This is a genomic window from Kribbella orskensis (assembly GCF_004342085.1).
In the GTDB taxonomy this organism is placed as follows: Bacteria; Actinomycetota; Actinomycetes; order Propionibacteriales; family Kribbellaceae; genus Kribbella; species Kribbella orskensis.
The window spans coordinates 596,549-609,423 of the sequence record NZ_SLWM01000004.1; the positions used below are offsets into that span (position 1 = coordinate 596,549).

Here is a 12,875-nt window from a genome sequence, read left to right on the forward strand (position 1 = left end):
ACCGCGTCGCGGATCAGCTGCCACCAGCCGCCGGTGGCTTCATGCCCATGCCCATGGCGTGTTCGGCGTTGTGGACGGCGTCCGCGACCAGCCGGCCAGCGTGGAGATCGGATGTAACGCGGGATACATTCTGCGATGTGACGGATAAGCGGCGCAGCAGTCGGTGGCTGGTACTGGTGATCCGGTTGCCTGCCGAGCCTTCCCGGCATCGAGTCGGCGTGTGGCGTGAGCTGCGCAAGGCTGGTGCGTTGTCGCTGGGACAGGGGGTCTGGGCGGTGCCGGACCTGCCTGTGTTCGCCGGTGGCGTGGAGCGTGCGGTCGCGCTGGTGGCGCGCGCTGATGGTGAGGCGACGGTCCTGGAGGCCGGTGGTCGCAGTCCGGCCGATGCCGAGCGGTTCGAGGCGTTGTTCAACGCCGCCCGCCAGGCGGACTGGGCAGAGTTCATCGCCGACTGCGCCAAGTACGAGGCCGAGGTGGCCAAGGAGATCCGCATCGAGAAGTTCACCTTGGCCGAGCTCGAGGAGGAGGAGCAGAGCCTGGAAAGGCTGCGGCGCTGGCATCGTGACCTGACCGCCCGGGACGTCTTCGGTACTGCGGAGGCCGCCCGGGCGACCGCCCGGGTGAAGGAATGCGCGGCGGTGTGCGAGGACTACGCCGAGCGGGTCTTCCGGGTCCTGCACGACATCCCGAGCAGCGAACAATGAGCCACCCCGCTGCACCGAGCGCGGCCGCACGCGACCGGCAGATGTGGCCGCTGTATGCGGCCGGGTTCACGACAGCGTTCGGTGCCCACGCGGTGGCAGCCAACCTGGGCGCCTTCTCCGACGACGCGGTGAAGTCGCTCCTGACGCTTGGGTTCCTCCTCGCCCTGTACGACGGCGCCGAGGTACTGCTGAAACCGGTGTTCGGCACCATCGCCGACCGGATCGGCGCCCGGCCGGTGCTGCTGGCCGGGCTGGTCGGCTTCGCTGTCGCCTCCGGGCTGTATGTGGTGGCCGACAGCCCAGGGTGGCTGTGGGTCGCGCGGCTCGGGCAAGGGGCCGCGGCATCGGCGTTCTCGCCGTCAGCCTCCGCCTTGGTGGCGCGGCTCAACCCGGCGGCCAAGCACGGCCGCGCGTTCGGCAGCTACGGGTTCTGCAAGAGCATCGGCTACACCCTCGGGCCGCTGCTCGGCGGTGGGCTGGTCTGGCTGGGCGGATTCCGGTTGCTGTTCGCGGTGATGACCATCCTCGCGTTGGCGGTGGCCGGCTGGGCGCTGCTCGCAGTACCGGCGGTGCCGCCGCTGCCCCGGACCCGGCAGACTGTGATCGATTTGGCCCGCCGGGTCACCGATCCGCCGTTTCTGCGGCCGACCGCTGCGCTGGCCGGTGCCACCGCGGCACTATCGGTCGGTGTTGGGTTCCTGCCGGTGACCGGCGCGGCAGCAGGGCTGGGCACTGTCGCCACCGGCGCAGCCGTGTCCGTGCTCGCCGCTACCGCCGCGCTGGTCCAGCCTCGCGCCGGTCGCGCCCTGGACGCCGGCCGCATCACCGTACGCGGCGGCCTGACAGTTGGCCTGCTCATAGCCGCGACCGGTCTGGGCTGTGCTACCCTGCCGGGGATCGTCGGCGTCCTGCTTGCTGCATTGCTGATCGGAACCGGCACGGGGCTGATCACGCCGTTGGGATTCCCGGCCCTGGCAGCCTCTACGCCGCCGGCGCGTCTCGGTCAGACGATGGGTACCGCCGAGCTCGGGCGGGAACTCGGCGACGCGGGCGGGCCACTCCTGGTGGCGGGCGTCGCCACCGCGGCGACTCTCGCCTACGGCTACGCCGCACTCGCGATCGTGCTTGCCGCCGGACCGGTTCTCAGCCTGGTTTTGGCGTTCTCGAGGCGGCCCCGCGTCTAAGGGTGCACGACATCAGCCGCGAGCCGCCGTACCCGGTGGGGGTCGCGGATGCCGTCGATCTCCAGGATCAAGCCGTCGGCGATGGTGAACGCCATGATCGACACCGGACGGTCGTTCCTGGCTGTGACCACTCCTGGGAGGCCGTTGACCAGGACCGGGTAGAGGTCGGCGCCGCGAGCGCGTCCTGCTTGCTTCGCGACTGTCGCCGCGCCCCGGTACTGCGCAGGCGGCCGGTTGGGGCCGTAGTCGGCGCGGAACACCACCTCGGGGTGGAGGAGCTCGACGAGTGCTTCGAAGTCTCCGGCGTTCGCGGCCGCGTAGAACGCGTCGACGACCTGGCGCTGCCGGACGGGGTCCTGGTCCGGGGCGGGAAGGTCGACGCCGCGGACTCGTCGGCGGGCGCGGCTGGCCAACTGCCGCGCAGCCACTGAGCTGCGGCCGACGAGTGGTGCGATCTCGTCGAAGGGCAGGTCGAACATGTCGTGCAGCACGAACGCCAGCCGCTCGGCCGGGGTGAGCGAGTCAAGGACCACGAGCAGCGCGAGACCGACCGACTCGGCGAGCACGACCTCCTCCTCGGGGTCGACGCCGGCCGCGGAGATGACCGGGTCCGGCAGCCTGGCGAGGGTGTCAACGAGATCCTCGCGCCGGCGTGCCCGTGACCGCAGCCTGTGGAGCGACTCCCGGGCGACAACCGTGGTCAGCCAGCCGCCGAGGTTGTCGATCCGTCCGGCGTCGGCCCGGCTGAGTCGCAGCCAGGCGTCTTGAACGGCGTCCTCGGCCTCGGCGACCGAGCCCAGCATGCGGTACGCCACCGCCCGCAGCCGCGGGCGCTGCTCCTCGAACCGGTCGGCGAGCCACTCCCTTTCGTCCACAGTCACACCTTCCCCCTGATCGGGCTCATCCAGGGTGAGCCCGCCGAGGGGCGGTTTGTGACCACATACTCGGGGCAAGGCCTGCCGTCGTGGACGAGGCGCGCGAACCGGAAGGGAGATAGCGATGTCCGACAACCAACAGGACCTGGTTGGAGTGCGCTACATGGTCAACGACGTCGAGTCCGCGCTCGATTTCTACACGCGCCACCTCGGGTTCACGCTCAGAATGAATGCCGCGCCGGCCTTCGCTGACGTAGTCCGTGGCAATCTGCGGCTGCTCCTGAGCGGGCCGACGAGCTCAGCCGGCCGAGCGATGCCGGACGGCACCGTCCCCGGCCCAGGCGGGTGGAACCGGATCCACCTCATCGTGAGCGACCTCGCGGCCGAAGTAGATCGCCTGCGTACCGCGGGCCTCGACTTCCGCAACGACATCGTCACCGGCCCGGGCGGACAGCAGATCCTGCTGGAAGATCCATCCGGCAACGTCGTGGAGCTGTTCCAACCGGCCCGCGACTAATCACCGATCGGCTGCCCGAACCTGCCGCCGATGCTGGAACGGCTCAGCGAAGTCACCCACAGGCCGATCACCACCCGCATCATCGACAACCAGGTAGACGCCGAACGCCTCGGGATGGCCTGCGTGCTCCAGGTGTCCCGTAGCGTCCATGAATCCCCTTGATCGTTCGCCGCCTTCCGCGCTGCAGGAATCTCGCCACGACAGGGACGACACGAATGACTACAGATGGTCACCTAGCGGGTTGAGTGATGCCTCTATCGCTCACGGAGCGTGTCGCGTTACAGATCTTGCAACAAGCTGCAGATGACCTCCGCACCTTGACCGCGTGGCTTGCTTTTCGGTGTGTCCCGGCCTCACAGTTCCTCCCCGTGAGGAAACGCTTGCGCGCCGTGAAGCCCAACCGGCGCCAGATTCTGCTGACCGGAGCGGTCGCCGTAGCCGGCACCACCGGCGCCATCGTCGCCGCCAGCCACAGCGACGCCGCCGACAGCGGCCCCTACGGCTCCGGCGTACTCGGGAACTGGCAAATCATGAGCAAAGCGATCGCCACCGAGGCCACCATCAAGACCGTCGTCGCCAGGGACGGCGTGTTCATGTTCGGCGACAGCATCGCCGTCCAGGACGGCCGATCCCTCGCCGTCCGCCTGGCCGGCCGCACCGGCGACAGCCTCGCCGTCCACAACTGGTCCGGCCGCCCCACCACCCCGGCCGTCGACGCCCTCCAGGCCTGGGCCACCAGGTACGGCATGCCGCGCCGGATCCTGATGGCCACCGGCACCAACGACGCCTTCAACCCACCCGTCTTCGCCGCCCAGATCAACCGCACGATGAGCATCGTCGGCCCCAACCGGATCGTTGTCTGGGTCAACACCCAGATGTGCCGGACCTCCAAGACGGCAGCAATGCAGGTCGCCGACCAGCGCAACAGCGCCTGGATCAACCTCCAACTCGCCGACGCCCAACGCAGATACCCCAACCTGCGCATCGTCCACTGGGCCGAATACCTCGCCGCCAAACCCACCCGCCTCACCGCCTACCTCCGCGAAGGCGTCCACACCACCGTCCCGGCCGGCCAGGACGCCCGCAACGAACTCATCACCCAAGGTCTCGCCGCCGCCAAACTCGCACTACCCCAGGCAAAATCGAGCAACTGATCCGGCCGCCGACACCGCGGATCGGCTTGTCAGGTTCGGCGGAATGGGCGGACGCGGCCGGCGAGGGCTGTCAGGCCGAGGAGGGTGGGGACTGCGAGCGCGACCGGGAGTGCACCGGCCGTGTCGAGGGTCTGTCGGGCGGACACGGTCAGGTGAACTGGTGGCCCGGCGAGCAGCGAGCCGTTCTGGGGAATCAAGACGATGTAGACGGCGAAGCGCCCAGGGTTGACTGCCTGGACCTCCCAGTCGAGTTGCGTCTCCGCGCCCGGAGGGACCGGCTTGGTGACCTCTGTCGTCCAGTCCTCGAGGTCGACGTACACCCCGTCGAGGCTGGCGACGTTCAGGTGGGCGATCGCCGGTTCCTTCAACTCCCCCGTGACCACCGATTCCAGCGACAGCGTCTGGCCCGTGACGGCGGTCAGGCTGCTCTGGTTCATCGTGATGACCGGCGCTGGTGGTGCGGGTGAGACCGCGAGCAGGACGGTGGCGATGAGATTGAGCGGATTCATTCGGACCCCACTCCTGCGGTCAGCTTGACGATGCGAGGACCGATCACGATCAGCAGGGTGCAGACCAGCACGGCCAGGATGGCCGGCGCGACAAGATAGCTGAGGTCGTGCGTCCAGGTGCGGCGGCCGACCAGGACCTGGGAGACGTAGTGCAGTGCCGACCCGATCGGGTTGATGCGGACCAGCAGTTCCCCGAAGCCTGTCCTCGGCAACGCCGGGATCTGCGTCGGGGCGAACAACACCAGTAACAGCAGAAGACTGACCGCCAGGCTGGTCTTGTTCGAGTTCGTCAGGGCGCTGATCAACAGCCCCAGGCCCGCCAGGCCAAAGGCCACCAGCGTCCCGACGCACAAAGCCAGTACTGCGGCTTGCCCCGTCGCCGCGACACCGCGTCCGAGCACCCACAGGTAGGGAATGGCGACGACCAAACAGGCCAGCCACAAAGTCGTGGCCGCGACCAGCTTTCCGGCCACGATCCCCCGCCGGGAAACCGGCGTCAGGAGCAGCGCTTCGAAGGTGCCGCGTTCGCGTTCACCGCTGATCGCGTCCGCACTGACGACGAGTGTGAGCAGCACACCGACCGACAGAGCCACCTGCACGGTGAGGTTGACGGCCTCCCGCTGCTCGAGGAAATTCATCGCGCGGTTCGTGGCCGCCAGGTAGGTCATCGCGCTGAGCAGCACGCTGTACGCGAACACGAGCAGCGGACCGCGTCCCCCGATCCAGAGGTCCCGGCTCTCCTGTTCGGCGACCACCAGCCAGCGGCTGCCCGGTGTACGGGTCTCGTCGGGCTTCATCGGTCGCTCCTCTCGGTGAGGCTGAGGAACGCATCGTTCAGGCTCGCCGCGCCGACGGCCGCCTTGACCTCGGCGACCGTACCGGCCGCGCGAAGCCTGCCGCGATCCAGGATCAGCAGACTGCTGCACACCTGTTCGACCTCCGCCAGGGTGTGCGTGGACAAGACCACGGTGGCACCACGTTCCCCGGCGATCAGGGCGACCGTGCTGAGGACTTCGCGTTGCCCGGCGGGGTCCAGCCCGAGAGTCGGCTCATCGAGAAATACGACGGCAGGGTCGTTGATCAAGGCCCGCGCGATGCCCAGCCTCTGCTTCATCCCGCGGCTGTACGTCGAGATCAAGGCGCCGGCCCGATCACCGAGACCGACCTCGTCCAGCAAGCGTCGGGCGGCCATCGCGGACTCGGACCGGCTCCGGCCGAACAACCTCGCGGCGTACCGCAGGTAGGCCGCACCGCTCTGACGCCCGGGGTAGCCGGCACTCTCGGGAAGAACACCGATGCGCGCCCGGATCCTCGCCGGCTCCCGGTCGGGAATCCCCGCAACAGTGAACGAGCCGGCAGTAGGTCGAAGAATCGTGGTGAGCAGCCGGATCGTGGTCGTCTTCCCCGCGCCGTTGGGTCCGAGCAAACCGACGATGTCACCCTGCTCGGCCACGAAGCTCAGGCCCTCTACTGCGCTGCGCGGGCCGTAGCGTCTGCTCAGGCCGACTGCTTCGAGTGTGGGCATGGCCCGACGGTAGGACGACGGTCCTGAACCCCGGCTGAACGCCGGATTCAGCCCGCGTTCAGCGAGAATGGGTCAGGATCGCCGCAGAGGAGGTGTGGCATGCGGGCGCTCGTGGTCGAGGACGAGCTGCGGCTCGCCGCCGGTCTGCGCAACGGCCTCGAGGCGGAGGGCTTCGCCGTCGACGTGGCGCTCACCGGCACCGACGGACTCTGGCTGGCCCGCGAGCACAGCTACGACGTCCTGCTGCTGGATCTGATGCTGCCGGAGATCGACGGGTTCGAGATCTGCTCCACGCTGCGGACCGAACGCATCTGGACCCCGATCCTGATGCTGACGGCACGCGACGCGGACACCGACCAGGTCAAGGCGCTCGACACCGGCGCGGACGACTATCTGACCAAGCCCTTCTCGTACGCAGTACTGGTCGCGAGGCTGCGAGCGCTGGTACGCCGAGGCGCTGTCGCGCGGCCGGTCATCCTCGAGGCCGGCGATCTGCGGGTGGACCCAGCGGGCAGGCGGGCCTGGCGAGGCGAGGCCGAGCTGGACCTGACCACGCGTGAGCTGTCGCTGCTGGAATTCCTGATTCGCCGCCAGGGCGTCACGGTGTCGAAGCGGACGATCCTCGAACACGTCTGGGACTACGACTTCGAGGGCGATCCGAACATCGTCGAGGTCTACGTACGGCGTCTCCGCAACAAGATCGACCGGCCATTCGGGCGATCGTCCATCGCGACACTGCGAGGCTCGGGGTACCGACTGGCGGCCGATGGCGGATAGGGGGCGATGGCAATGACGGTGCGAGTCCGAGTGACTCTTGCCGCGGTCCTCGTTGTCGGGCTGGCGCTGGTGGCCGGTGCCCTGATTCTGGTCGCACTGCTCGGGTCGGTGCTCACCGATCAGGTCTGTGCGGATGCCCGCGAGCGTGCGGTACAACTGAGTCTTGCCGCACCGCTGGGAGTGCGGGCCTCCGGCACCGAGTTGGTGCAACTGGTCGACCGATCCGGGGCAGTCCTGGGCGCATCGGGAACGCAGCGGCTCGCGGATCCAGGCACCCGATGCGTTGCGGTCGAGCCACCTGGGTACTCCGAGGACTTCGTCTTCGCCGCCGCCTCGATGCCGCAGGCGGACGGAGTACAGGTGATCGTGGGTCGGCCACTGGTCGACGTCCTGGATTCCACCCGGTTCGTGCGGCGGGTCCTGCTGGTCGGGCTGCCGGTGATGCTCGCTGTCGTCGGGGGCGTGACATGGATCGTGACCGGCCGGATGCTCGCCCCGGTGTCGGAGATCCGGCGCGAGGTCGAGGAGATCTCCGCCGCCGAACTGCACCGCCGGGTGCCGGCGGTCCACAGCCGGGACGAGATCGGCAGACTGGCCGCGACGATGAACCGGATGCTCGACCGGCTGCAACAGGCACGCGACAGCCAACGACGGTTCGTCTCCGACGCCTCACACGAACTCCGCTCCCCCATCGCGTCCATCCGCCAGCACACCGAGGTCGCGCTCGCACACCCGGAGCGATCCTCACTGGAAGAACTGGCCGGCACCGTGCTCGCCGAGAACCTCCGGATCCAAAGCCTCGTCGACGACCTGCTGCTCCTGGCTCGCGCCGACGAACAGGACTTCTCCGTGCCGAGTTCTCCCGTCGATCTCGACGACCTCGTCCTGGCCGAGGCCTGTCGGTTGCGCACGGCCACGACCCTCACCGTCGACACGTCGGCGGTCTCCGCCGGTCAGATCCTCGGCGACGAGAACTCGCTCCGCCGGATGATCCGCAACCTCGGGGACAACGCGGCCCGCTACGCCCGCCACCGGATCACCCTCACCCTGACCGAAACCGCCGACCAGGCGGTCCTCACGATCTCCGACGACGGACCCGGCATCCCCGTGGCCGACCGCGAACGGATCTTCGAGCGATTCGTCCGGCTCACCACAGCCCGCGACCGGGAGGACGGCGGAACCGGCCTCGGCCTGGCCATCGTCGCCGAAGTCGTCCACCTACACGGCGGCACCGTCCAGGCCCGCAACCACCCCTCCGCCGGAGCCCAGTTCGAAATCCGGCTGCCTAGCGCGGCCACACAACTCAAGCCGCTGCCCTGATGGCGGCCGCCCGGCCTCAATGGTCGTGATCGTGGTCGTGATCCGGTTCCGGCGGTTCGATCGGTTCGATCGGCTCAGGGTCTTCGACGAACAGGTTCCCCGGGACGCCCGGCAGCCTCGGCCTGCGTACGACTGGCGTGCTCAGCTCGGGGATCGCCGCCCGCGCCTGCTCAGTCAGCTCCGCTACCAGCTCCCACCTTGCCTCCGGGTCGTCGACGGAGACCTCATCCGGCTCGGGTTCGGTGGCCGGCTGGTCGGGCGTCGCCGCCGCCGCGAGTGCGTCGCGCAAGGCCTTGAGATCAAACCCGGCGCGGCTCAGGCGCTCCCGAACGGCAGCCGATCCGGGCAGCCTGCCCATCAGGTCGCGCAACCCGAACAAGTCCTCCTGGCCGTCCCCATCCTTGCCGTCGAGCTCCGGCTCCCACGGCTTGTCACCGCCCTCCCAGACGCCGGCAGTCAGCACCTTTTCCCGGGAGAACGTCCCGTTGCCGGGACTGCGGCCGACGGCACGCAGCAGGAACTGGTACTGGCCGGCGAGCCTCAGCTGATAGTCCAGCGCGTACCTGCCCTCCCCGACTTCGGCCAGCTCCAGTTCCGCCGTCGACCCGTCGGGCATCCGGACCTCGACCCAGACCTTTGCCGCTGCGGTCAGTGGCAGGTCGTACTCCCTCAGCGATGCCACGATCGCGGCGTCGGCGCCTGGAACGAAGCTCTTCTGCAGCAGCGCTGCATCCAGGCGGATGTTCGAGTAGGTGTGGACCGACAGGTTGTACGGCACGGGCTGAGCCGCCCATTCACGCAGCGCGCGCAGGAACGCCTGGATGGCCCGGTCGTCACCCTCTTCCTCGAGTTCCTCCAGGACCATCTGCGGGTCACGCAGCCGCAGGGTCGCCTCCCAGCTGCCTCGGTGAGATCCAGCGGGGTCGGCGGTCAGCGCGGGCAACAACAGCCGGAAGTAGGCCACGTCCGGATCCATCACATAGCTGACGTTCGGTTCGACGGCTGAGCTGTCACGAGTGATCACCGCGCCGCTCGGTGTGGTCAGGGTGAAGTCCAGCAACCGCGGCACTGGACACAGCGCCACGATGTCGACCGACAGGTCAGCCTCGGTCAGCGAGAACGAGTTGGTCTGCGCGCCCTGGTTCCACAGCAACTGGCCCGCTGGATCGACCACGGTCTGGTTCAGCGTGGCGTCCTTGAGGATCTGGATGAAGTACTTGGCGAGCGTGAAACGCTCGGCCGAACTGTTCATCGCGCCGGTGATCAGCAGGTATCCGCCGCTGTTGCCGGAGAGTTGGCTGAGCACCGGAGCACTCACCTGACTGGGCAGGCCGAACCCGATGGCGAAGGTCGTCTGGTTGACCGTGCCGGGAGGCAGCGAGCTCACCAGCGGAGCAGTGTTCTCGTTGCCATCGGTCAGAACCAGCACTGCCTTGTTCGGGTGACTCGCACCGGGACTGTTGACCAGCGCAGCGCCGACTAATAGGCCGGCCCCGATGCTGGTCGCGCCGCGCGGATCCAGATCGGGTCCAGTCAGCACAGTGCCCAGCCCCGCGGACTTCGGTGACATCGTCAGGATCGCGTCCGCGACGTGGTCGAACCGGGCGATACCGATCTCGTCGTCGTCGTGCATCAGACTGTGCAGCACACCTGTCGCGCTCTTCAGCAGCACGTTCTTGGTGAGGCCGCCGGTCACGACATCAGCCATGCTGCCAGAGCGGTCCAGGACCAGCGCGATCGAGCTGCTGGTGGTGACGATGCTGCTGGCCACCAGCTCGACGTGGAACGTACCGACCACGAACGCATCGCCGGGACTCGCCGCGTAGTAGCCCTCATCGTCGATGACGGCGGCCTGCAGGTCGACCGCTGCCACCTGCACATTCGCACCGACCGCGTGGAAGCGCACCTCCACCTCGAGCATCTCGAAGTCGTTGGCCCGCTGGGGAATCACCAGGAAGTCTGGGCCGCCGACGACGCTGAAGTTGCCGGTCGGTGACGCCGTCAGACTGAAGTACACCGGCCGGCAGCTGCGAACCCGGAACCGGATCTTCCGACCGACTGTGAGCCCTGCCGGTACGTCGGTGAACCCGACCGCTGGGCCTGACTCCAGTACGATGTCCGGCAGGTCGGTGTCGTACCAGGTGATCGACTTGTGGTCCAGCAGGTCGATCGGCCGGTCCAAGGTGGCGCCGCCGAAGTACTCGGCGAGGCTGTCCATGTGATCGCTCAGCCGCTTGAGGTGGGTGTGGCCGGCGGGCAGTGGCTGAGTGTCAAGCGGTAGGTAACGCGCTCCGGCTGGGTATTTCTGCATCCAGACCGCCCAGAGCTCGTCCTCCTTGGCGTGGTTGAGGAAGAACACCGGGTCATTCGGCGACGTGCCGGGGAGCATGGATCCGCCGACCCACACGTGCACCCGGTTGTGGGTGTTGGATCCCGGCTGCGGTCCGACCCAGCCCTCGACCAGATTCCGGAAGCTGTCACTGCCCGGCGTGGTTCGGTTCCATGGCACGGCGTCGTAGGTGGTCTCGGCCAGAGCACCGCTCACCGCGGCTTCGACAGGCAGAACAGCCGCCCCGACGCCGAGCTGGCGCTGGAGCGAGGACAAGCTCGCGACGTGCTGGGGATCGTTGTCGTATGCGTCTGCGATCGCCAGATTCCATCCGTTGGCCTTTGCGAAGACGCCGTCGGCGACCACAGCGCCCGGGCCGGTCCCGTCGCCGCCGAGGAACTCGGTGAAGAACGGGTAGCCGCTGTCGGCCGGCGCCTTGTCGACGCTCCAGTTCCAGTAGGGCAGGCAGATGGTCGGGTCGCCCGAGACGGACCGCAGGTCCTGTTCGAAGCGCCGTAGGAACTCGCGGTGCCACGGGAAGAACATCGGTCCGCGGTGACCGGGGTGCGGCCCCGGGTCACTGCCCGGGTGTCCGGCCATCGACTGCTGGTGGACGTAGACGTAGTCGTCGTACCGATTCGCCTGGGTGTGTGGCGGCGCAAGCTGGCTGGGCGCCGCTTTCAGCGCGACCACGGCATTGCGGAACCGCATCAGTTCGGTAGCCGGCCTGTCGGCCGGCGCGGCGGCGTTGTACTCCTCGATCAACTTCCTGACATTCCTGCGGCAATACACAACTCAGTCCCCCTGTTATCAGCAGCAGCCCTCGATGCGCAGCGGCCGACGGCCGCCTGCGCCTTGGACGAGACTCTGCGAGGTCGAACGTTCCGCAGCCCCCTCTACCACCAGGAAACCAGCGCAACATTCGGGTCATGGCGTGTCAATACGCCACGAATCCGGGTTCCGTCCTGGTTCTCGGCCATCACGGCGACGAGTCCGTCAGCTACGTGGCGCGTTCGCCGTGGATCGCGACCCCGGCGACAACGAGGACCACGCCGAGGATCTCCTTGGCGTTGGGAATCTGGGTCAGAACCACGACGCCGATGACGGTCGCGGTAGCTGGCAGCAGCGACACCATCAGGGCGTAGGTGGCACGCGGCAGACGGGCCATCGCCAGCTGGTCGCTCACGTACGGGATGACCGACGAACAGAATCCGACGCCGGCAGCCGCCACCAGCACAACCGGGTCTGCGAAAGCGGGCGCCGCATCCGCGATCCCGATCGGCAGGGCGACGACAGCAGCGATCAGCATCGACAACCCCAGGCCGTCGATACCGGATACCTGATCATTTCGCGCTACGCGGTGTCCAAGCATGATGTACAACGCGAACAGCACCGCGTTGGCGGCGGCGAAAGCGAGCCCCACCGGCTCGTCGACCAGTTGTACGTCGGTGACCAGGTAGACCCCGCCGACCGCACACACCAAGGCGGTCACGTTCCGCCGGGTTCGGGCCGCCAGAGCAGCCAGAACGATGACAGGCAAGAACTCGATCGCGGCCACCGTACCCAGGGGCAGGCGGTCCAACGCGAGGTAGAACACGCTGTTCATGACCGCCAGCACGGCCGCCCAGCCGACCAACAACCGGCGGGTGGACCAACCGAGGCGCCGCCATACACGCCACGGCCGGCGCCAGACCGCGAACACAGCAGCGGCCGTCGCGATCCGCAACCACGCAACGCCGAGCACATCGATACGGGCGAACAGCAGCACCGCGAACGCCGGTCCCAGATAGTGAAAGACAGCACTGACAACGAAGTAGGCATGCGGCGGCAGCCGACGCGCAGCCCTCGACGTCGAGGCTGTACTGCGATCGCGCGACGCTGACTTCGGCACGCCTCCATTCTCGGAAGAGCCACCTGGGCAACACCATGCAGAAACGAAACCAGATGGACCTCCCAGATGCCCTATCAGGCACCTGAACCA

The 12,875-nt window shown here is 68.1% G+C and carries 12 protein-coding genes; 6 read left to right on the forward strand and 6 right to left on the reverse strand.

Annotation, left to right across the window (positions count from 1 at the left end; genetic code table 11):
* The first annotated feature begins 137 nt into the window (after positions 1 to 137).
* Both EV644_RS14985 and EV644_RS14990 read left to right on the forward strand, forming a co-directional pair.
* Positions 138 to 704: a Chromate resistance protein ChrB gene (locus EV644_RS14985; RefSeq protein WP_132188850.1), complete on the forward strand. Its 567-nt coding sequence runs from the start codon at positions 138 to 140 to the stop codon at positions 702 to 704.
* Positions 701 to 1,888: an MFS transporter gene (locus EV644_RS14990; protein ID WP_199239818.1), complete on the forward strand. Its 1,188-nt coding sequence runs from the start codon at positions 701 to 703 to the stop codon at positions 1,886 to 1,888. The genes EV644_RS14985 and EV644_RS14990 overlap by 4 nt, the downstream gene beginning before the upstream one ends.
* Here the strand turns inward: EV644_RS14990 and EV644_RS14995 are convergent.
* Positions 1,885 to 2,763, reverse strand: a complete 879-nt coding sequence (locus EV644_RS14995; protein WP_132188851.1) for a sigma-70 family RNA polymerase sigma factor — start codon at positions 2,761 to 2,763, stop codon at positions 1,885 to 1,887. The genes EV644_RS14990 and EV644_RS14995 overlap by 4 nt on opposite strands.
* Before the next feature lie 124 nt (positions 2,764 to 2,887).
* On the opposite strand from EV644_RS14995, the gene EV644_RS15000 reads away from it, so the two are divergent.
* Complete coding sequence (locus tag EV644_RS15000; RefSeq protein WP_132188852.1) at positions 2,888 to 3,280, forward strand: VOC family protein; 393 nt, start codon at positions 2,888 to 2,890, stop codon at positions 3,278 to 3,280.
* Between the two features lie 368 nt (positions 3,281 to 3,648).
* Positions 3,649 to 4,434: an SGNH/GDSL hydrolase family protein gene (locus tag EV644_RS15005; protein WP_132188853.1), complete on the forward strand. Its 786-nt coding sequence runs from the start codon at positions 3,649 to 3,651 to the stop codon at positions 4,432 to 4,434.
* A gap of 29 nt (positions 4,435 to 4,463) precedes the next feature.
* On the opposite strand, the gene EV644_RS15010 is transcribed toward EV644_RS15005, so the two are convergent.
* Genes EV644_RS15010 through EV644_RS15020 form a run of 3 tightly spaced genes read right to left on the reverse strand, consistent with a single transcriptional unit; the run spans position 4,464 to position 6,468 of the window.
* Positions 4,464 to 4,943: a hypothetical protein gene (locus EV644_RS15010; protein ID WP_132188854.1), complete on the reverse strand. Its 480-nt coding sequence runs from the start codon at positions 4,941 to 4,943 to the stop codon at positions 4,464 to 4,466.
* Positions 4,940 to 5,740, reverse strand: coding sequence for an ABC transporter permease (locus EV644_RS15015; RefSeq protein ID WP_132188855.1), 801 nt, complete (start codon positions 5,738 to 5,740; stop codon positions 4,940 to 4,942). The genes EV644_RS15010 and EV644_RS15015 overlap by 4 nt, the downstream gene beginning before the upstream one ends.
* Positions 5,737 to 6,468, reverse strand: coding sequence for an ABC transporter ATP-binding protein (locus EV644_RS15020; RefSeq protein WP_132188856.1), 732 nt, complete (start codon positions 6,466 to 6,468; stop codon positions 5,737 to 5,739). The genes EV644_RS15015 and EV644_RS15020 overlap by 4 nt, the downstream gene beginning before the upstream one ends.
* A gap of 99 nt (positions 6,469 to 6,567) precedes the next feature.
* Between EV644_RS15020 and EV644_RS15025 the strand changes: the two genes are divergently transcribed.
* The gene (locus EV644_RS15025; protein ID WP_132188857.1) at positions 6,568 to 7,245 is read left to right on the forward strand and encodes a response regulator transcription factor; all 678 of its coding nucleotides are present in this window, start codon (positions 6,568 to 6,570) and stop codon (positions 7,243 to 7,245) included.
* 12 nt (positions 7,246 to 7,257) lie between these two features.
* On the forward strand, positions 7,258 to 8,565 hold the full coding sequence (locus tag EV644_RS15030) for a sensor histidine kinase (protein WP_158292829.1): 1,308 nt from the start codon (positions 7,258 to 7,260) through the stop codon (positions 8,563 to 8,565).
* Between the two features lie 16 nt (positions 8,566 to 8,581).
* Here EV644_RS15030 and EV644_RS15035 read toward each other — a convergent pair whose 3' ends face one another.
* On the reverse strand, positions 8,582 to 11,659 hold the full coding sequence (locus EV644_RS15035; protein WP_132188859.1) for a tyrosinase family protein: 3,078 nt from the start codon (positions 11,657 to 11,659) through the stop codon (positions 8,582 to 8,584).
* Between the two features lie 235 nt (positions 11,660 to 11,894).
* Positions 11,895 to 12,785: an EamA family transporter gene (locus EV644_RS15040; RefSeq protein WP_132188860.1), complete on the reverse strand. Its 891-nt coding sequence runs from the start codon at positions 12,783 to 12,785 to the stop codon at positions 11,895 to 11,897.
* Positions 12,786 to 12,875: the final 90 nt, after the last annotated feature.

What these genes read in the sequence shown, in the direction of transcription:
- EV644_RS15020 (WP_132188856.1), bottom strand. Translation starts at nt 6,468, where the DNA reads ATGCCCACACTCGAAGCAGTCGGCCTGAGCAGACGCTACGGCCCGCGC.
- EV644_RS15025 (WP_132188857.1), top strand. Translation starts at nt 6,568, where the DNA reads ATGCGGGCGCTCGTGGTCGAGGACGAGCTGCGGCTCGCCGCCGGTCTG.
- EV644_RS15010 (WP_132188854.1), bottom strand. Translation starts at nt 4,943, where the DNA reads ATGAATCCGCTCAATCTCATCGCCACCGTCCTGCTCGCGGTCTCACCC.
- EV644_RS14990 (WP_199239818.1), top strand. Translation starts at nt 701, where the DNA reads ATGAGCCACCCCGCTGCACCGAGCGCGGCCGCACGCGACCGGCAGATG.
- EV644_RS15000 (WP_132188852.1), top strand. Translation starts at nt 2,888, where the DNA reads ATGTCCGACAACCAACAGGACCTGGTTGGAGTGCGCTACATGGTCAAC.
- EV644_RS15015 (WP_132188855.1), bottom strand. Translation starts at nt 5,740, where the DNA reads ATGAAGCCCGACGAGACCCGTACACCGGGCAGCCGCTGGCTGGTGGTC.
- EV644_RS15030 (WP_158292829.1), top strand. Translation starts at nt 7,258, where the DNA reads ATGACGGTGCGAGTCCGAGTGACTCTTGCCGCGGTCCTCGTTGTCGGG.